We start from the raw sequence: 17722 nt of genomic DNA, 5'->3' as shown, positions 1-17722 counted from the left end.
CGCCGCGTGACACTCGACAGCGGGGGCCCACTGATCATCATTCCGCGGCGCATGCGTTCACCCGGGCCCGGCCGCGGCGATTTCCGTGGCTGGTAGACAGTCCCGAGCCGGAGGTAGACCGCCCGTGGCGGTGAACGGAAACCCGACCGTCAGACGACGCCGTTTGGGCGCGGAGCTGCGCCGGCTCCGTCTGGCCCGCGGTCTGACCAGTACGCAGGTGGCTGAGCACCTGTTGATCTCCCAGCCCAAGGTCAGCCACTTGGAGACCGGTCGCCGCGGGATCAGGCCGCGCGATGTGCGGGACCTGTGCGGCCTCTACGGGGTCACGGACCAGCAGGTCGTCGACTCGTTGATGGAGATGGCCCGGGAATCGAACCGACAGGGCTGGTGGGTCGCCTGCGGGGAAGTCCCGTACGCCGTCTACATCGGCCTGGAGACGGCGGCCGCTTCTGTCCGGTCCCACGAACCCCTGGTGATCCCCGGCCTGCTGCAGACGCCCGCCTACGCGGCAGCGGTCACCGCGGAAACGATCCCTCTGGCCACGGAGGAGCAGATCGCCGTGCGCCTCGAGGTACGGCTGCGCCGCCAGTCCCGCGCCCACCACCCGGCCCGGCCGTTCCGTTTAGCGGTCGTGCTGGACGAATCAGCACTGCGCCGCGTGGTCGGCAGCCCCGAGATCATGCGCGAACAACTCGAGTACCTGAACCGCCTCGGCGAGCAGCCGCACATCACCGTGCAGGTCCTCCCGCACAGTGCGGGAGCCCATCCGGGAGTCTCTGGACAGTTCTCCATCCTCGACTTCCCGGACACCGCCACGGGGACGGTGTACCTGGAGCGGTTCACCAGCGACCTCTACCTGGAGAAACGATCCGACGTGCGGTACTACGGCGCCATGTTCGACCACCTTCAGGCCCAGGCCCTGAACCCGGAGCGCACCCGCCGCTTCATCACCCGTGCCGCCGAGGAGCTGCCGGCCGCCGCAGTGCTGCCCGCCGGGCCGTGATCGCCGCACCGGCCGAAGGTCGCTGCGTCGCGTGTAGCCGTCGGCGCGCGTGGCGATGGCGCACCAGCGAGTGGGAGGTTCCTCCCCGCCGATGGCGGCGCTGAACCCCCGGGACGCGGGGAGCCCGCACCCCCGCCGGGGGTGCGGGCTCGCTCGGATCCGGGCCGCAGGGATCAGGCGGGGCGGCCGCCGAACGGGCCGCCGGTGCCGTAGTAGGTGCCCAGTTCCTCCCGGTACCCGGCGTCGCCGAGGTGCTTGTCCCGGTGGAACTCGGGGGCGTTCTTGATCTGTTCCTTGGTGCGGTCGACGAAGATCTTCTTGTCCTCCGGGTCGACCTTGACGACCGTGCTCGCCGGCAGCAGGACCTCCTTGCCGAAGATCCATACGCCGGTGTCCACGACCAGGTAGGCGTCACCGACCTCGTCGGAGTGCTTGTCGACCTTGCCGATGCTGCCGTCGGTCGCCTCGACCTTGTAGCCGGTCAGGTCCGTACCGGCCAGGTGGCCCGCGGTCGGCTGGTAACTCCACACATGTTCAGTCACGCGAAAACAACTCCTCCGGTCAACGGGGGACGGCGGGGAAGTGCTTCTCCGCCGATCCTCCTTGTTCCGTACGTCGTGCTCGGCGGATGTGCTGCGTTCCGCCTGGACTTCGCCTGCCCCGCTTTCACCGCTTCACGCACCCGGATCGAAGGCAGGACCGGGACGGTCACCGCCATGTGGTGCCCGGGTCGTGAGGATGCCTTGCTCCGTACGGCTCAATCGGCGGCTCGGGAAGGCGCCTTGAGGGCAGAAGATCACCATGGACAGCAATCGCGAGATGGACCCGGCGCACCGGGTGCCCGAGGGCGTCGACGAGAAGACACTGCGCGCCCTGGGCGCGCTCTCGAAGGCTCTGGAGACCACGGAGCGGGCCCGCGGACACCTCTACGGATTCCACCAGCTGACCGGGACCGCGGACTTCGAGCTCGGCGACGCCGTCCGGCTCCTGCGCGAGGCGGGCCACGAGGAGCAGGCCGCACGCCTCGAGCGCGACATCGTGGGCCGCAACGTCATCCCGGGACACTGGACGTTCCAGATCATCGAGGCCTACGACTCCACCTACCACCGGCCCTTCACCGCAATGGAACGCGACATCGTCGACGAGCTGGCCGGCGGGCGTGAGCACCTCCTGGAGGCCCGCCTGAAGACGATCCGCCGCACCCACGGCCATCCGGACCACACCGCCACGCCGCCCGCCTCCTGAAACGAGGGCCGAGTCCGGAGGGAGGGGAGCCCGCCGGTGTCGCTCATGTTGCCGGGTACCCTCGGACCGCCCGGCGATGGGCCACATGCCCGCCCAGGGCGCCGGTGACGGCGACGGCGGCCAGGCCGCCGAGGGACCACAGCCGGCCCTTCGCCGGGCGGCCGCGGAGCCGTGACGTCAGGGACGCGGCGTAGCAGGCCACCGCGGCCGCGTTCGAGGCCGCGTGGGCCAGGCCGACCCGGGCCTGTTCGGGAGGCAGGTCCGCCCAGTCCACCCAGCCGGCCACGGCTGCCGGGGCGATCCCGGCCAGGCCGACGGAGACGAGCGTGTTGCTCGCACGCTGCGTCCCGGGTACGACGTTCAGCACGGCGGACGAGAGCCAGCATCCGATGGGTACCTGCACCAGTACGGGATGCAGGGGGTGTCCGAGCGGTCTGCCACGCAGCAGATCACGCATCCCGCCCAGGGGGAGTGCGCGGATGCCCCGCTGGAGCACCCTGATCGCCGGATCGGCGACCGTGGTCCGTTCGAGCCGGTCCAGCGCGGTCAGCCACCGGGTCGAGGCGGTGTCGAGTACTGCGGTCCGCGCGGTCACGGCCGAGGCGTCAGGGGTGTGTGAGTTCATGCTCGACGCCTACCCGGTGTCACGCCGCGATCCCGCCCCGGTCTCCACTGGCACCCGAACGACCAGTCTCCCGCCGGGCCGGTCGCGCGGGCGTGTCCATGCCCTCGGATCCCGGCCGTCCGGACGGCTGGAGAGGTCATGCGCTGGGGACGGCCAAGGGATCGGACGGGGCGGTCTTCTTCGCCGTTTCCATCTGTACGCCGAGTTCGGTGAGGCGGTTGCGGCCCATGGCCTTGCGGACGTCCGGGAACCACTCCTTTTCCTCTTCCTCGACGTGGTGGCGGACGTTTTCGATGAGGACCGTCATCTTGGCGTCGAACCGCTCGTCGCCCGGGTCGAGGTCCTTGAGTTCGGAGAGCATCCACAGCACGACATGGTGTTCTTCGATGCTTTCGAGGACGTGGTCCTTGGTGTCGGGGTCGGCCTCTCGGGCAGCTGGGTAGAAGATCTTTTCCTCGATCCAGGTGTGCGTGGTGAGTTCCTCGATCACCTGGTCGGCGATCTTCCGTTTCGTGGCGTGCGCGTTGTCGCCGGCCTTCTCGAACTGCTTGAACAGCTTCTCGACCGTCTTGTGGTCTTCCTTGAGCAGTACGATCCCGTCCACCAGGTCTCCTTCGATCGTCCATCGGGGGCGCGGTCGACCGCCCTGACCCCGTGTACCCGGTGGGGTGGTGGTGACACTGTTGGCCGGGCGGGATGCCTCGTACGGACGACCCTCGCTACGCCGAACGCTGACGCTTCTCCAGCCTGTCGGGCTGCCCCGGTTCCGTGCGGGACCGGGGCGGGCACGGATCAGAGGGCGGCGGGGAACCGGTCCCAGGCCCGGTGCCCGCCCAACGCGGTCGTGGCGGCGGCCGCGACCGCGCTGCCGCTGTCGGCGACGGCGATGCCGGGGTCGTCTGCCGTGATGCCGGCGGATTCGAGGAGCCGTTCCGCGCCGTTCCAGCCGCCGATGGCCTTGCCGTGCCGGTACGCCTCGGTGAGGAGCAGCAGTACGCGCGGGTCGGGGGCTTCGGGGGGCTGTGCCGTGCCGGCCTTGGCGTCGCGGGCGCCGTACGCGTCCGCGCCGGCCTGGGGCACTCCGGCCAGCAGGACGGCGTCGAATTCGACGGAGCGGGCGGTGGCGAAGGTCCGCTGAACGGCGATCGGGTCGCCGTCGCCGTCACCGTCGAGGGTGCCGCCGGTCGGGGCGATGACGAGGGGCACCATTCCGGAGTCCAGGACGGCCTGGCGGGCGGCTCGTACGCCGTCCAGGTCGGCCGTGGCGTCGGCGACGATGCCGATCACGCGGCCGTCGGTCGGCCATGTCCCGCCCATCTGGGAGAGGGCGGGGCTGGGGTCGGCCGCGACGAGTGGCACGGTGGCGGCCGGTGCCGGCAGCCCGAGGCCCGAGGCGACCTGCTCGCACAGCTGCGGATCGATGTTCGCCAGCACCTTCAGGGTGCGTTCCTTGACGGCCTGCTCGTAGCACTTGGTCAGCTCGAAGGTGTAGGCGGCGATGATGTGTTCGCGCTCGGGCGGGGTCATGCTCAGCCAGAAGAGGCGCGGCTGGGTGAAGTGGTCCGAGAACGAGGCGGGCGCCTCACGGACCTTGCTCGCCTCAGGAACGGTGACGGGTACCTCGATGAAGGCGGCCGTATCGGCTCCGGCGAGGAACGGGCAGCCGCCGTCGAGGCTGTTCGGCCGGTAGGGGGCGATGCCCGTGTGGACGGCGCTCTGGTGCATGCCGTCGCGGAGCATGTCGTTGACGGGGGCGTGCGGCCTGTTGATGGGGATCTGGCCGAAGTTGGGGCCGCCGAGGCGGCTGATCTGTGTGTCGAGGTAGGAGAAGAGCCGGCCGGCGAGCAGTGGGTCGTCGGTGACGTCGATGCCCGGAACCAGGTGTCCGGGGTGGAAGGCGACCTGCTCCGTCTCGGCGAAGTAGTTCTTGGTGTTGGCGTTCAAGGTCATCAGCCCGATCGGCTGAACGGGTGAGCGCTCCTCCGGCACGATCTTGGTGGGGTCGAGGAGGTCGATGCCCTCGAACGTCTGGTCCTCGGTGTCGGGGAAGACCTGGATGCCCAGCTCCCATTGCGGGAAGGCGCCGGATTCGATGGCGTCGAAGAGGTCCCGGCGGTGGAAGTCGGGGTCCATCCCGCTGATCATCTGCGCCTCCTCCCAGACCAGGGAATGCACGCCGAGCTTCGGCTTCCAGTGGAACTTCACCAGCACGCTCTCGTCGGCCGCGTTGACCAGACGGAAAGTGTGGACGCCGAAGCCCTCCATCATCCGCAGCGACCTCGGGATCCCGCGGTCGGACATGTTCCAGAGGGTGTGGTGGGTGGCTTCGGTGTGAAGGGACACGAAGTCCCAGAACGTGTCGTGCGCGCTCTGCGCCTGCGGGATCTCGCGGTCCGGATGCGGCTTGGCGGCGTGGATGACGTCGGGGAACTTGACGGCGTCCTGGATGAAGAACACCGGGATGTTGTTGCCGACCAGGTCGAAGGTGCCCTCGTTGGTGTAGAACTTCGTCGCGAAGCCACGTGTGTCGCGCACGGTGTCGGCCGAACCGCGCGAACCGAGGACCGTGGAGAACCGCACGAACACCGGCGTCTCCACGTCCTTGGCGAGGAATGCGGCCTTTGACACCTCCCCGGCCGTTCCGTAGCCCTGGAAGACGCCGTGAGCGGCAGCACCACGCGCGTGGACTACCCGCTCCGGGATCCGCTCGTGGTCGAAATGCGTGATCTTCTCGCGCAGATGGTGGTCCTGCAGCAGCACCGGGCCGCGGGGTCCGGCCTTCAAGGAGTGATCGGTGTCGGGCAGCCGCGTCCCTTGAGTCGTCGTCAGGTACGCGCCGCTCTGCGCCACGCGTGCCTGGTCCACCCCTGTCGCCTGTCCGGTCGGCCCCACCGTCTCGGGGCCGTCCTGGTCGGGCTTCGGCGGAAGGGGTTCCGTGGGCTCCGTCGGCTCGATCAGCGGCGGAGACTCGGGGCCGGGCTTGCCCGGCAGCTCGCTCTTGGCGGTGCCGGTCGATGACTGCTGCTTGCTCATGATCCTTCTCCTTGGGGCCGCCGACGTGGTGGACGGGCGAGAGCCGTGACTTCCCCGGTCCGGGCTGCGCGGTGCGCGGTGTGCAGGGGCGGAGCCGCGGGTCAGGTCGCCGGATAGGGGGCGGCCTTGAGGCGGCGGGCGAGGTGGGCGGTGTTGGCGGCGAGGGTCTTGGTCGTGGCCGCCGTCTTCTGGGGGGTTTTGTCGAGGTCCTGGTAGTCGGTCTTCTGCATGGCTTCGCCGACCCAGTAGGTGACGGCGTTCGGAGCGAGGGAGAACCCGATGTCGTTCAGGCCTTGGAAGAGGTCGGCGCCGACCTTGTGGGCGCCGTCCTCACTGCCGACGACGCAGACCGCGGCAGCCTTGCCGTAGGTGAGCGGGCGGCCTTCGTCGTCGCTCTCGGAGATCTCCGCGTTCAGCCGCTCCAGGACCCGCTGGGCGATGCTGGACGGGTGGCCGAGCCAGATGGGCGTGGAGAGGATCAGGATGTCGCAGCCAAGGACGGTGTCCCGGATCTCCGGCCAGGCGTCCCCGTCACCCATGTCCGTCTTCACACCGGGCTTCACGTCGTGGTCGGCGATCCGGACGGTCTTCCCGGTGACACCGTGCTCGGCGAGGGCGGCCGTCGTCTGTTCGGCCAGCAGCTGGGAGCTGGACGGCGCGGGGGAGGGGGACAGGGTGCAGACGAGCGCGACAGCGCGGAGCGGCGTGTGCTTGTTGGGGCCCATGGTGTCCGGCTACCCGCACATCCCTCTTTGATGTCGCAAGCAATGTGATTCGTCCCCATTGGCTCCGTCGCACGGGTGTGGAAGTCGCGGAAGCGCGTCCCTGCGTCCTGGTCCGACACCTGGCCGTGTGAGCGCACGAAGGGGCCTGCGACCGGGGCAAGGCGGTACGCGTAGCGCCTCACGCTCCCGTCAGCCTCCGATGAGTCCGACGCGCAGCGGGGCGGAGAGAAGTCAGCGCCTCCCGCATCCATGCTGCAGCATCCGCCAGAGGCCGGAGGCATGACCGCGAGCGGTCCGTGGGCACGCATGAAATCAGGGTTCTGGCGCATGTGCGGCGTATGGAATGCGTGGTGTACGAGGAGCGGTCGGGCCGGTCGGAGACCGTCGAGTGCGGCGCGGGCGGCGAGGCCTGCCGACTGGTGCTGAAGCGGTTGCGCGGGCTGGGCGAAGGCGAGTTCGGCTGGGTACGACTGGTCGACCAGGCCGAGGGCGAGCTCGTGCAGCTGGCCGAGCAACTGGGCCTGCACCGCCTGGCGGTCGAGGACGCGGTCCAGGCCGGCCAGCGGCCGAAGCGGGAGCGCTTCGGTGACGTACTGGCCGTCGCGCTGAGGACCCTCTGGTACGTCGACGAGGAAACTTTGGTGCAGACGGGCGAGTTGATGCTCTTCGTCGGCCCGGTTACGTACTCACCGTCCGCCACGGCCCGGTGCACCCGGCAGCCGAAGCAGCCCGCCGGCTGGAAGCCGACCCGTCCATGCTGCTCTTCGGCCCGCTGTCGGCTCTGCGCGCCGTGCCCGACGTCGTCGTCGACGCCTACAGCGAGGCCGCCGAGACGGTGCGCGCCGCGCTCAACCGGCTGGAGGACCGCGTCTCCTCGCCCTCTCGCGTCGATCACACCGAGGAGATCTACCCCTTGAAGCAAGAGGTCCGTGAGTTCCGGGACGCCGTGCAGCCGCTGGTGTCCGTCCTGCCCGGTCTGCTGAGCGGTCTGGCAGACGAAGGGCGTCCGGCGACGGTCCTGCCCTACTTCCGCGACGTGGCCGATCACCTGCACCGCACCGACACCGAAGTACGGACGCTCGACGAACTGCTCACCTCCTCCATCGCTCCTTCCGCCGCAACGCCTGGCTCCAGGGGGTTTCTTGCCGGTCAGGTCGGATCCGGGGCCGCGCCCCGCGAAGGGGCCTTGTTTCCGAAGGCCGTACGGGCATGAGTTGCGCTGCGGGGGAAAGCCGGGGGGTATGACACCCCTACCGAGCCCAGCTCAGGGCCGTGACCGTGATCGTGCCGACACCGGGCGGGATTCTCTCGCGGGTCCGAGCGAGCGGGTCGAGGAGCGGGCCCCGGACCAGCCTTCCGACCTGCCCGCACGCTCCTGGCGGGCGGTACTGCGCGGCACGGCCGAGGAGTTCCGGAACGACGAGCTGGCCGATCGCGCCGCGGCCTTGACCTACTACGGGGTGCTGGCGCTCTTCCCCGCCCTCCTGGTGCTCGTCTCCCTGCTGGGCCTGGCCGGGGAGTCGACGACCGCGCGACTGCTGGACGACCTGCAGGAGCTGACGCCCGGCTCAGCCCAGGACGTGATCAGGGAGGCGGTCGAGCAACTGCAGGGCCGCAGCGGCGTCGGATCGCTGATGGCGATCGTCGGCCTCGCCGTGGCGCTGTGGTCCGCCTCGGGCTACGTGGCCGCGTTCATCCGGTCCGCGAACGCCGTCTACGACGTGCCGGAGGGCCGCCCGGTGTGGAAGGTGCTGCCGCTGCGCCTGGCGCTGACCGTCACACTGATGGTCCTCACCTGTGCGGGCGCCCTGATCGTCGTCTTCACCGGCGACCTGGCGCGGCGCGCGGGCGCCGCCCTGAGGATCGGCGACAGCGCCCTGATGGTGTGGTCGGTCGCGAAATGGCCGGTCCTTGTCCTCCTCGTCACCATCACGATCGCGCTCCTGTACTGGGCGGCGCCGAACGCCAAGGGCCGTGGATTCAGGTGGGTGACGCCGGGGAGCTGCCTGGCCCTGGTGATCTGGATGACCGCCTCGGCCGGCTTCGCCTTCTACGTCGCGAACTTCGCCTCCTACAACAAGACGTACGGCACGGTCACCGGCGTGATCGTCTTCCTGGTCTGGCTGTGGATCACCAACCTCGCCTTCCTCCTCGGGCTGGAGTTCGACGCGGAACTGGCCCGTCAGCGTGTGATAGCAGGAGGGCTGCCCGAGGACGCCGAACCCTATGTCCGGCCCCGTGGAACCCGCGCCTGGAGCGATCAGGACCGCCGCCGCATGGAGAGGCGATCGCACAGGACCGCGCCGCCCGCGCAAAAGGATCTGCTCGTGGCGTGGCTGCTCGTTCGTTTACCGGGTAGGCGCGCCATGACAACGGCGTGCGCATCGTGAAAGGTATCGCCGAGGCAGGCGCACCCGTCCCGGAGCAGACCATCGACAGCGTCAAGGCCGATCTGGCCGAGATCAAGGAGAAAGCGTTCCGATGACGAACGAACCCCGAACCGATATCGGCACACCCACCCCCGACGAGCTGCGCGAGCAGGTCGAGCGCACCCGCGACGAACTCGGTCAGACCATCGAGGCGCTGGCGGACAAGGCCGACATCAAGGCGCAGGCGAGAGAGAAGACGGCCGTCATGAAGCAACAGGCCGCCGAAACGGCCGGCGCCGTCGCCGACCAGATCCGTACGAAGACTCGGCATGCGGCCCAGCTGGTGAAGGGCGCGACGCCCGAGCCGGTCCTGGACAAGGCGGGCCGGGCCGCGAGCATGGCCCGCGCCAACCGCAGGCCGCTGCTCGTGGCCGGCGGCGCCGCTCTGGTCGTCCTTCTGCTGGTGCGGCGCAGCCGCCGAAGCCGATGAGAGCCTCCGAGGTCGCGTACAAGCCGGTGGGTCTGGCCCTGGGTGCTGTCAGCGGCATGATCGCGGCGGCGGCGTTCAAGCAGGTCTGGAAGGTCGTCGAGGGAGAAGGCGATGCTCCCAGCGCCACGGACGAAGACCGCTCGTGGAAGCAGATCCTGATCGCCGCCGCCATCCAGGGCGCGATCTTCGCCGTGGTCAAGGCCGCTGTCGACCGCTCGGGTGCCGTGGCCACACGTCGCGTGACGGGCACCTGGCCGGGCTGACCCCGCGCCGGCGCCGACCTGCACGTCCACACCACCGGGCAGGGCCGTTGCGGTGCCTCGGTGACGGGGAGGCGCAGCTTCCGAAGAAGGGCGCGCCCGCTCCGACGACCGCCGCCCGTTCCCTGCCGCGAATTCTGGGAGGGATTCCGGGAGAGAATCCGGGAGGGAGATGTCCCGTAAGCCCGCCGATTGTGGGTAGGCGCGAGCCATGATTCCTTCCGAAGTTCTCGCGGCCGAAGGCCAACGCGTACTTTTCCTCATGTTCGCCGGCGTGGCGGTGGTCGTCCTTTTGGTCGGCGCGTTCTGGTACGGCAGCCGACGCAGCGCGCGGCGCCGGGCCCCTGTCCGGCCGGCCGAGCAGAATCCCGTGGCGCGGGGGCGCGAGGATTCGTGGCAGACGCCGGACGGAAACGCCGGCGACCAGGCGCCCCGCGTGTGAGCCGGCCCGGTGCGCTCCGGGACGTGAAGCGCCGAGTAGCCGCCCGTGGGAATACCGGGAAAGGCCGATACTCGTCTGATCCTCTGAAGACCGACGAGAATTCGGATGGGCCGCTCAGTTCCGGGCAGCCGCAGCATGTCGGTCGATTTCCGCGGTCCGCTCCGCGGGCCGCATCCGAATCCGGGAGGTACGCGGTGCCCGCCACGGCTCTGTCCTTGCCCCCGCTCCCGGTCGCCCTGATGGCCCTGCCGGGCGTCTACCGGCCGCAGGCGGACACCCTTCTCCTCGCGGAGGCGCTGGCCCTGGAGGATCTCGGGCCGCGGACCGACACGCTGGAGATCGGTACGGGCACCGGTGCGCTGGCCCTGCACGCCGCCGGCAGGGGAGCCCGGGTCACGGCGGTCGACGTCTCCTGGCCCGCCGTGGTCACGGCGCGGCTGAACTCCTTGCGCCGACGGCTGCCGCTGCGCGTCCTGCACGGCGACTTCGCGGCGCGCACCGCGGGGTGCCGCTTCGACCTGGTGGTCGCCAATCCGCCGTACGTCCCGGCCCCAGGGGTCCGGCTGCCGTCGCGTGGGCCGGAGCGTGCCTGGGACGCCGGTCCGGACGGGCGCGGGGTCATCGACCGGATCTGCGCCGGCGCCCCGGCCCTGCTGCGTCCCGGAGGTGTCCTGCTCATGGTGCACTCGGCGCTGTGCGGGGCCGGGGAGACCCTCGACCGCCTGACCGGGGTGGGGCTGGCCGCAGAGGTCACGGCGAGTGCCTCGGTGCCGTGGGGACCCGTGCTGCGTTCGCGACGGGCCTGGCTGGAGCAGCGGGGTCTGGCGGCAGCAACCGACGAGTGGGAAGAGTTGGTGATCATCCGTGCCCGCTCCCTCTGACAGCTCCCCGGCTTCCGTCCCGGCTCCCGTCCAAACGCCGGCCCGCCGGGTATCGGTGGACCCGCAGGGCCCGGTCCTGGTCGAGGGGCCGGTCGAGATCGTCCTGGACGACGGGACGGTCGCCCGGTCCGAACGCTTCATGGTCGCGGTGTGCACCTGCCGCCGCAGCCGTGCCTACCCGTGGTGCGACACCAGCCACCGCTGTCGCGAGCGAGGCGGCTCGCCCCCCGAGGACAGGAACCCGCGATGACCCCTCCGAGCATGAGCCCGGGCTTGATCACGGTGGCGCCGGCCGCCGGCCCCCGCCTGGTCGACGGGCGGGGCGAGCTGTCCCGCGCCGTGACCGAGGCCCTGCGATCCGGCAACCCGCCGGTGTACGCCACGGGTTCCGTGCTGAAGGCGGACCCCTGGGGCGCGGACCTCCAGCTCGCCCTCTACCTGCTGTACGAGTTGCACTACCGCGGCTTCGATGGCGTGGACGACGAGCGAGAATGGGACCCGGAGCTGCTGCGGCTGCGCCAGTCGATGGAGACCCGCGTGCTGCACACCCTGCGCACCGAGCTGCCCGACGCGCCCCGGACGATCGAGGAAGCCTTCGCCCCGCTCCTCGTGGAGCCTGTGGACCTGTCCGGCAGTCTCAGTCACCACCTGGAAACCGACGGCGAGCTCTGGCAGTTGCGTGAGTACGCGGCCCTGCGCTCCCTGTACCACCTCAAGGAGGCCGACCCGCACGCCTGGGTCATCCCGCGGCTCACCGGACGGGCCAAGGCCGCCATGGTCGCCATCGAGTACGACGAGTTCGGCGCCGGCCGCGCCGACCGCATCCACGCACAACTCTTCGCGGACCTCATGGCCGACCTGGGCCTGGATCCCGCCTACGGCGGTTACCTGGACCGCGCGCCGGCGCCGCTGCTCGCGACGGTGAACCTGATGTCCCTCTTCGGGCTCCACCGCGCCCTGCGCGGCGCGCTCGTCGGCCACTTCGCGTGCGTCGAGGTCACCTCGTCGCCCGGGTCCAGGCGCCTGGCCAAGGCCATGCGACGCTGCGGAGCGGGACCTGCGGCCGAACACTTCTACGCGGAGCACGTGGAGGCCGACGCCGTCCACGAACAGGTGGTGCGCCACGAGGTGATCGGAGGTCTGCTGGCCGACGAGCCGGACCTGGAGGCGGACATCGCCTTCGGGTGCGCGGCGACCGTCCTGCTGGAGGACCGTCTCGTGACCCACATCCGCGAGGCCTGGGACCAGGGGCGCAGCGCCCTGCGTTCGCCCGTGCCGGGGCCGTGAGGGCGGGCTCTCGACCATGGGGAGCGGCGCGTCGGCCTCTTTGGGCAAGGCGCGCCGCTCCCTGCGGCTGATGGTGCATCTGCAAGGTTCTGCGGAACGGCAAAGACTGCCGTCAGCGGTGCGCGGCCCGGTGGCCGAACCAGTGGCCTCGGCCGCGGGGGACGTCGGTCACCGGCGCACCGGTCTCGACGCGGGGCACGTCGGCCGTCGGAGCACCGGCCCCGGCGCGGGCATCGTCGCGCTGCTTGATCAGATCGTCGCGCTCGCGGTCGACGACGGCGGCCTCACGGCGTGTTGTGCCGCGTTCCCGTCGGGCCTGCGCCGAGCGACGGGCCGAACGACGGGCGCCCATCATGACCAGAGTCAGACCCAAGAAGGCGACGGCTCCGACGATGATTCCGCTCAGAAAGAGGGATCCGGTCGAACCGGTGACGTGGTAGCCGAAAATCGCGAAATCGCCGCCGACGCCGAGATCATGTTCCGTGCCGGTATTGCCGAATACTCCGGCCAGGCCGACGGCGGTGGCGGCGATCAGAATGATGAGCCCGAGGATGAGAATCATGGAATTGCTCCTTGGATGCGCGCCCGAACGAGCCGCCGGACACGGCTGGCGTCTACCCCGGTTGTGAACCGTCACGCCGAAACGGAAGACATTGGTCCTGTCATCGGCGTCATTCTCCTCGTCATCCGCTTCGTGACGGGAATTCCGATCCTTTGGACCATCCTCATTCCGCTGGTCATCGGACGTTCGCTGGATCCAGGAAGCGGCCGGTCACCCCGTCAGGGAACGCGCAGCGCCAGTACGACGACGTCGTCCCCGGGAGCCGGGTCCGCCGGCCTGTTGCTGATCCCGTGGAGCAGTTCGGGCAGCGGACGGTCACCGTGGCGGGCGAGCAGGGCGACGAGTTGCGCGAGGGAGGCATCGATGTCGTGGCCGCGGCGTTCGATGAGCCCGTCTGTGTAGAACAACAGCGTCGAGCCCGCGGGAAGGCCGCGCCGGGCCTCGGTCCGGTGGAACGGCCCGAGGTCCCTGTGGAGGAGGATGTCGTGCTCCTCCAGGAGGGTCACCCGGCCGTCGGGGGTACGGAGCAGCGGCGGCGGGTGACCGGCGTTCGACCAGGTCAGCGTCCAGTCGGGACCGCCGTCGGCGAGGTCGAGGCGTGCGTGGACCAGCGTGCCGCCGGCCTCGATGGGCAAGACCGAACAAGCGGCATCGAGGGCGGTCAGCGCCGTGGCCGGGCTGTACGGCGGGTGGTCGAGGGTGGCCTGCCGCAGCATGCTGCGGATCTGGCCCATGATCGTGGCTGCGTGCATGTCGTGGCCGGTGATGTCACCCACCGTCACCATGAGGGCTCCGGGCTTGCCGCCAGGTGAGGAGGCGGGGGGCAGGTGGTAGGCGTCGTACCAGTCCCCGCCGATCATGTCGCCGACCGCGGCCGGCTCGTACAGGGCACTGATCTCGATGCGGTCGGCAACGGGGAGGTCGGTGAGCATGGCTTCCTGGAGCTGCCGGGCCACGGAGATGCGTTCGTCGAGGTGCAGCGCGCGCTCCACGGCCTGCGCGATGTAACCGGAAGCGGCGGCGAGCGTGGCCCGCTCCGTGACCCCCACCTCGTGCCGCTTGGCCCAGCAGACGGCGAGTACGCCCAGCAGGGCGCGGCTGCCCCAGAGCGGCAGGCACAGCACGGTGGTGAAGCCCATGCGGTCGAAGAAGCCGACCGCCTCGGGGCTGTACCCGGCGACGAGCGCCTCACGGTCGGGCACGAAAACCGCCCGCCGTTCCCGCATGGCCCGGGCGCTCGGGAACGCCGCGCTCGCGGGCAGCGTGAGGACCTCCCGTTCCACCGAGTGCTCGATGTCCGGGTCGGCAATCCGGTGCAGCTCGTCCTTGTCGGCGACCAGCAGGCCGACGTACGAGGGCTTCCCGACACCGACGAAGAGGTCCCGCAGCCTGCGCCGGACGTCCTCCAGCCCGGACGTCTGGGCCAGTTCCTCCGATGCCCTGAGCAGCAGCTCGGCGTGGTCCATGCCGGCCTGTGCCTCCTGCTCCAGGCGCTCCGCGTCGCTCCGGGCCCGCTCGGCGGCGGCTCGCGCGGTCTCCAGCACCTTCTGTGCGGACCGGCTCTGCGCCGACAGGATGCGCAGGCACAGCTCGGCGGAGCAGGCCGCCGCCAGATCCTTCAGGTCGGCCAGCTCGCCGTCACCCCACGTCCGCGGCTCGTGGTCGATGGCGCACAAGGAGCCCAGGACCAGCCCGTCGGCGTCGGTCAGCGGCATCCCCGCATACGCGATGAGCCGGAGATCCCCTATGGCCGGGCTGCTACGGAGCCGGTCATCGGCGCGGGCATCGGGTACGACCAAGGGCTGCCCGGAGGCCACCACATAACGGCAGAGCGAGTGCGACAGCGGCAGCGTGCGGCTCCCCGCCCAGGGCTCGGGCAGACCGATCAGTCCGGGCAGGATCTGCCGGTCCTCCTCGACCAGCGAAACGAAGGCCACCGGCACGTGGAGCAGTCGTGAAACCAGCCGGGCGAACCGGTCCATCCCGGTATCGGAGGCTGCCGAAAGACCGGCCATCCTCACGGCCCGTCGCTGTGCGCTGCCCGGGTCCGCTCCGGATTCCTGGCCCTGTTTCGGCATCTGTCCTCCGGCCGCGCTGTCCCGAAGCCCCTCAAGGCATGGTAGGCCAGCGGAGGGCCGCTTCGCCGGTCTACGGTGGCAAGGACGCGTGCGTCGACGGGGCGGCTCCCGGCAGCGACTGGCGGCCGAACGGCTGGGTAGGCGAGGGGTGCTGCGGGAGAGTCGGCTCCGGCTCCCACTCGTCCGAGGCGGCGTGTGGTGAAAGCCGAACTGCGCTCCTACGAGCGGACGCCCGTCCGGTGGCCCTCCCCGGTTGCTCGCACGACGGGATGGTGTGCGGCTGCCACATCCACGTCGGGGTGAACGGGCGTGGTCAAGTCCTCGTGCCGGCCGACCACATGCGCGCCTGACACTTCAGGCTGTCGCCGCCAACTGGCCCTTCTCCCGCGGGCGGCACAGCGGGTGGGCGATCGCGCTCAGCTGCTGTCGCCTTGCCGGATCCGAAGGCCGTGCCCCGGTCCCAGGAGCGCGCTGAGGCATGAAGACGGATATCTCGTATTACGTTCTGGAACTGGATCGGACGGTCCCAAGAGGATATCGCACAGGCCCGGGAGGACTGGATGAACGGGACGCGATACGGCGAGGTGAAGGGCTACGACGGCGCTCCGCTTCCGGCCCCGGAACTCCCCCCAACTCGCCTGAAGCCCAGGGGAAGAGTGCGCTGAGCTTTGTGTATGTCCTGAAGGTGGGGCCCGGGTGGTGGCCGCGCTATCGCTCCGCTTCTGGAGGTCCGCCGGTCGTCGGCGAGGCCTCTGGGGGCGCTTCCCGATCTCGAGGTCGAGTCTCATCTGAAGCAGGCTGCGGTCAGGCCTAGTCGGACGAATGCTGACCCTTTGCTGACTCTACTGATAAGTAGTTAGATGCTTGGAGAGGAAGTTCGGTTAGGTCTCCCGGCAGAGGAACGTCACGCCGAGGAGGCTGGTCCTGAACTCTTCGGCTGCCGCGGACAGCTTCAGGTGAGCCTTCCTCTGAGGCCGTACCTCGCTGTCGGTCTCTCGCCGGAGCCGGTGTGCGATGTTGTGGGCAGTCAACAAAACGTCGCGCTGAAGCCGCCGTTGTCGCGTCGGTGGGGGACTCGCGGGTCAGCCTGGAGGAATGTCGGTCAGGGCATGGTGCAGATGGTCAGAGCTGGGGAAGTTGGCCAGGCCGTCCGGGGTCTGGTACATCCGGCAGGCCAGCCTGGCGGGGCGGCCCGGTTCGGCGAAGGGGTCGCGGCCGTTGATGAGGAGGGTCAGGGAGTCGGTGAAGCCGATCCGTTCCGCCTCGGTCTGATGGGTGATGACCGTTGTGCCGATGGTGGTGCTGCTCTTGATGTCCGGAAGCGCGTTCCAGGACGCCGCGCCGGACCGGGCTCGGTTGGGATTCAGCCGGCAAGCATCGTCCGCATCTGGGCGATCTCGGCGGTCTGGGACGTGATGATGCTGTCAGCGAGGGCCTTGGCAGGACCGTAGGCGCCTTGCTGCTTCTCCGTCTTGGCCATGTCGATCGCGGCCTCGTGGTGCTCGATCATCATGGTCAGGAACATGGCGTCGAAGGCATTGCCCTTGGCGTTCCCGAGCCGGTTGATGTCCTGGTCACCCATCATCCCGGGCATACCGGAGTCGTCGTCACCGTGCCCCATGCCGAAGCCGGTGGGGACCTTCTCGCCCCACGCCTTGAGCCAGCCGGTCATGGTGTCGATCTCGGGCTTCTGCGCCTTCTTGATCTTTTCCGCGAGTGCCTTGACCTCGCTGGAGGCGCCGTGAGATTGGACCATGTCGGACATGACGATGGCCTGCCGGTGGTGGGGGATCATTCCTTGCGCGAAGGAGACGTCCGCCTGGTTGTGCTGGTTGGCCTCCGTGGAGGCCGGGGCGGCGGTGGTCACGACAGTGGGGCCGGCCGTGTTCGTGCTGTCGTTGCTGCCGCAGGCGGCCAGGACCAGGCTGGCAGCGGCGGCGGTGGCCGCCAGGGCCGCGCGACACGTCAGGGATCGGTTCGTGTTCATTTCGCTGAACTCCAGTGCTCGGATGCGGAGAGGAAGGCCGTGTGCGGCACCGTCGGGGAGTGCCGCAGGCGGGGTTCCTATATCCGCAGGAGCTGGAGTTCGGCGAGTGAGGGCGGTGCCCGCCCTCCGGCCGGCTCGTAGGCCACCGCGATCGGCAACGGGACCGGGGCATCGGCGGAGCCGTGCGCCCTGATGGTGACCGGCTCGGTGTCTGCTGCGGCGATGCCGGGGGAACCCGGTAGGGCAGTGGACGCGCACATCTGGTCTGTGTGGATGACATGGCGGCCGGTGTCACGATCGTCGTCGGGGTATCGGTCGGCGGGGGCTGTAGCCACGTGGTGGGAGGGGTGCTCGGTTGCGCTTGCCGACGGGAGGGCGGCGGCGCCCAGGGCGTGCATGCCGAGCAGTCCGACGATGACGGCGAGGACGAGCAGCGTGGAGACCCGCAGCACGGGCTGCGGCTGCGTGCGGGGCTCGCGGCCGGTCACATTTCCCACGGTAGGGCGCACCCTTGTACTGCGCAGCGCGGCCCGAGCCGGACTACTGGCCACCGCGAACGCCTCCTTCGGCTGAGCCAGTGGTTGCTGGGCGGGGCAGGCAGAGGCGCTTGAGGGCGAGTGCCTTGAGGCCGACGATGATGCTGGATCCGGACATGGACAGGCGGGCGAGGTGGTCGCCCTTGGGGTCGGCGTAGCCGTGCGGGGCCGTGCGGGGCCGTGCCCGGTGCCGGGTCCG

Annotated in this window: 18 protein-coding genes and 3 pseudogenes; 12 read left to right on the top strand and 9 right to left on the bottom strand. The window is 70.0% G+C overall.

Going from position 1 to position 17722, the window contains the following annotated elements:
• Positions 1-124: 124 nt before the first annotated feature.
• Positions 125-1003, top strand: a complete 879-nt coding sequence (locus tag ACIQK6_RS07040; protein ID WP_329096393.1) for a helix-turn-helix transcriptional regulator — start codon at positions 125-127, stop codon at positions 1001-1003.
• 173 nt (positions 1004-1176) lie between these two features.
• On the opposite strand, the gene ACIQK6_RS07035 is transcribed toward ACIQK6_RS07040, so the two are convergent.
• Positions 1177-1545: a PRC-barrel domain containing protein gene (locus tag ACIQK6_RS07035; RefSeq protein WP_266607229.1), complete on the bottom strand. Its 369-nt coding sequence runs from the start codon at positions 1543-1545 to the stop codon at positions 1177-1179.
• Between the two features lie 259 nt (positions 1546-1804).
• On the opposite strand from ACIQK6_RS07035, the gene ACIQK6_RS07030 reads away from it, so the two are divergent.
• Positions 1805-2248 (top strand): hypothetical protein, encoded by a 444-nt coding sequence (locus tag ACIQK6_RS07030; protein WP_329096391.1) that lies wholly within the window; start codon positions 1805-1807, stop codon positions 2246-2248.
• Positions 2249-2291: 43 nt separating this feature from the next.
• Here ACIQK6_RS07030 and ACIQK6_RS07025 read toward each other — a convergent pair whose 3' ends face one another.
• The 4 genes from ACIQK6_RS07025 to ACIQK6_RS07010 form a co-directional block, all read right to left on the bottom strand.
• On the bottom strand, positions 2292-2873 hold the full coding sequence (locus tag ACIQK6_RS07025) for a DUF2231 domain-containing protein (RefSeq protein WP_329096389.1): 582 nt from the start codon (positions 2871-2873) through the stop codon (positions 2292-2294).
• 136 nt (positions 2874-3009) lie between these two features.
• Entirely contained in the window at positions 3010-3477 is a 468-nt protein-coding gene (locus ACIQK6_RS07020; RefSeq protein ID WP_329096387.1) for a hemerythrin domain-containing protein, read from the bottom strand.
• A 188-nt stretch (positions 3478-3665) separates the two neighbouring features.
• Positions 3666-5906 (bottom strand): catalase, encoded by a 2241-nt coding sequence (locus ACIQK6_RS07015; RefSeq protein WP_402694447.1) that lies wholly within the window; start codon positions 5904-5906, stop codon positions 3666-3668.
• Between the two features lie 101 nt (positions 5907-6007).
• Positions 6008-6631 carry an NAD(P)H-dependent oxidoreductase gene (locus ACIQK6_RS07010; RefSeq protein ID WP_329096382.1) on the bottom strand — a complete coding sequence of 208 codons (624 nt, stop codon included), beginning with the start codon at positions 6629-6631 and terminating at the stop codon, positions 6008-6010.
• A 338-nt stretch (positions 6632-6969) separates the two neighbouring features.
• Here ACIQK6_RS07010 and ACIQK6_RS07005 point away from each other — a divergent pair.
• From ACIQK6_RS07005 to ACIQK6_RS06965, 9 genes and pseudogenes are all read left to right on the top strand, one after another.
• Positions 6970-7844, top strand: a pseudogene (locus ACIQK6_RS07005) (CorA family divalent cation transporter).
• Positions 7845-7872: 28 nt separating this feature from the next.
• The gene (locus ACIQK6_RS07000) at positions 7873-9021 is read left to right on the top strand and encodes a YihY/virulence factor BrkB family protein (RefSeq protein ID WP_402694446.1); all 1149 of its coding nucleotides are present in this window, start codon (positions 7873-7875) and stop codon (positions 9019-9021) included.
• Positions 9021-9116: pseudogene (locus ACIQK6_RS06995) on the top strand (phage holin family protein); the annotation flags it as partial. The gene ACIQK6_RS07000 and the pseudogene ACIQK6_RS06995, both read left to right, overlap by 1 nt.
• Positions 9113-9490, top strand: a complete 378-nt coding sequence (locus ACIQK6_RS06990; RefSeq protein WP_329096376.1) for a DUF3618 domain-containing protein — start codon at positions 9113-9115, stop codon at positions 9488-9490. The pseudogene ACIQK6_RS06995 and the gene ACIQK6_RS06990, both read left to right, overlap by 4 nt.
• Positions 9487-9753, top strand: a complete 267-nt coding sequence (locus ACIQK6_RS06985) for a DUF4235 domain-containing protein (protein ID WP_266607237.1) — start codon at positions 9487-9489, stop codon at positions 9751-9753. Before ACIQK6_RS06990 ends, ACIQK6_RS06985 begins: the two co-directional genes overlap by 4 nt.
• A gap of 208 nt (positions 9754-9961) precedes the next feature.
• A complete protein-coding gene (locus ACIQK6_RS06980) occupies positions 9962-10192 on the top strand; it encodes a DUF6479 family protein (RefSeq protein ID WP_329096374.1) in 231 nt (76 codons plus the stop codon).
• Positions 10193-10431: 239 nt separating this feature from the next.
• A complete protein-coding gene (locus tag ACIQK6_RS06975) occupies positions 10432-11073 on the top strand; it encodes a HemK2/MTQ2 family protein methyltransferase (protein ID WP_329107444.1) in 642 nt (213 codons plus the stop codon).
• Positions 11057-11323 carry a CDGSH iron-sulfur domain-containing protein gene (locus tag ACIQK6_RS06970; protein ID WP_266607239.1) on the top strand — a complete coding sequence of 89 codons (267 nt, stop codon included), beginning with the start codon at positions 11057-11059 and terminating at the stop codon, positions 11321-11323. The genes ACIQK6_RS06975 and ACIQK6_RS06970 overlap by 17 nt, the downstream gene beginning before the upstream one ends.
• Positions 11320-12360, top strand: a complete 1041-nt coding sequence (locus ACIQK6_RS06965; RefSeq protein ID WP_329096371.1) for an iron-containing redox enzyme family protein — start codon at positions 11320-11322, stop codon at positions 12358-12360. Before ACIQK6_RS06970 ends, ACIQK6_RS06965 begins: the two co-directional genes overlap by 4 nt.
• Before the next feature lie 112 nt (positions 12361-12472).
• Here ACIQK6_RS06965 and ACIQK6_RS06960 read toward each other — a convergent pair whose 3' ends face one another.
• Both ACIQK6_RS06960 and ACIQK6_RS06955 read right to left on the bottom strand, forming a co-directional pair.
• Positions 12473-12922, bottom strand: coding sequence for a hypothetical protein (locus ACIQK6_RS06960; protein ID WP_402694445.1), 450 nt, complete (start codon positions 12920-12922; stop codon positions 12473-12475).
• Between the two features lie 218 nt (positions 12923-13140).
• Positions 13141-14904, bottom strand: coding sequence for a SpoIIE family protein phosphatase (locus ACIQK6_RS06955; protein ID WP_329096367.1), 1764 nt, complete (start codon positions 14902-14904; stop codon positions 13141-13143).
• Positions 14905-15497: 593 nt separating this feature from the next.
• On the opposite strand from ACIQK6_RS06955, the pseudogene ACIQK6_RS06950 reads away from it, so the two are divergent.
• Positions 15498-15665, top strand: a pseudogene (locus ACIQK6_RS06950) (pirin family protein); the annotation flags it as partial.
• A gap of 698 nt (positions 15666-16363) precedes the next feature.
• Here the strand turns inward: ACIQK6_RS06950 and ACIQK6_RS06945 are convergent.
• On the bottom strand, positions 16364-16987 hold the full coding sequence (locus tag ACIQK6_RS06945) for a DUF305 domain-containing protein (RefSeq protein ID WP_329096365.1): 624 nt from the start codon (positions 16985-16987) through the stop codon (positions 16364-16366).
• A 77-nt stretch (positions 16988-17064) separates the two neighbouring features.
• On the bottom strand, positions 17065-17475 hold the full coding sequence (locus ACIQK6_RS06940; protein WP_329096363.1) for a DUF6153 family protein: 411 nt from the start codon (positions 17473-17475) through the stop codon (positions 17065-17067).
• Positions 17476-17722 lie beyond the last annotated feature (247 nt).

Origin of the sequence: Streptomyces sp. NPDC091682 (assembly GCF_044756625.1) — a bacterium.
GTDB lineage: Bacteria > Actinomycetota > Actinomycetes > Streptomycetales > Streptomycetaceae > Streptomyces.
The sequence above is the reverse complement of the archived record's forward strand: the minus strand, read 5'-3'. Positions and strand labels throughout refer to the sequence as shown.

Coding starts and splice junctions, on each gene's coding strand:
- ACIQK6_RS07030 (WP_329096391.1), top strand. CDS start 1,805: ATGGACAGCAATCGCGAGATGGACCCGGCGCACCGGGTGCCCGAGGGC.
- ACIQK6_RS07025 (WP_329096389.1), bottom strand. CDS start 2,873: ATGAACTCACACACCCCTGACGCCTCGGCCGTGACCGCGCGGACCGCA.
- ACIQK6_RS07015 (WP_402694447.1), bottom strand. CDS start 5,906: ATGAGCAAGCAGCAGTCATCGACCGGCACCGCCAAGAGCGAGCTGCCG.
- ACIQK6_RS07010 (WP_329096382.1), bottom strand. CDS start 6,631: ATGGGCCCCAACAAGCACACGCCGCTCCGCGCTGTCGCGCTCGTCTGC.
- ACIQK6_RS07000 (WP_402694446.1), top strand. CDS start 7,873: ATGACACCCCTACCGAGCCCAGCTCAGGGCCGTGACCGTGATCGTGCC.
- ACIQK6_RS06990 (WP_329096376.1), top strand. CDS start 9,113: ATGACGAACGAACCCCGAACCGATATCGGCACACCCACCCCCGACGAG.
- ACIQK6_RS06985 (WP_266607237.1), top strand. CDS start 9,487: ATGAGAGCCTCCGAGGTCGCGTACAAGCCGGTGGGTCTGGCCCTGGGT.
- ACIQK6_RS06980 (WP_329096374.1), top strand. CDS start 9,962: ATGATTCCTTCCGAAGTTCTCGCGGCCGAAGGCCAACGCGTACTTTTC.
- ACIQK6_RS06975 (WP_329107444.1), top strand. CDS start 10,432: ATGGCCCTGCCGGGCGTCTACCGGCCGCAGGCGGACACCCTTCTCCTC.
- ACIQK6_RS06965 (WP_329096371.1), top strand. CDS start 11,320: ATGACCCCTCCGAGCATGAGCCCGGGCTTGATCACGGTGGCGCCGGCC.
- ACIQK6_RS06960 (WP_402694445.1), bottom strand. CDS start 12,922: ATGATTCTCATCCTCGGGCTCATCATTCTGATCGCCGCCACCGCCGTC.
- ACIQK6_RS06955 (WP_329096367.1), bottom strand. CDS start 14,904: ATGGACCGGTTCGCCCGGCTGGTTTCACGACTGCTCCACGTGCCGGTG.
- ACIQK6_RS06945 (WP_329096365.1), bottom strand. CDS start 16,987: ATGAACACGAACCGATCCCTGACGTGTCGCGCGGCCCTGGCGGCCACC.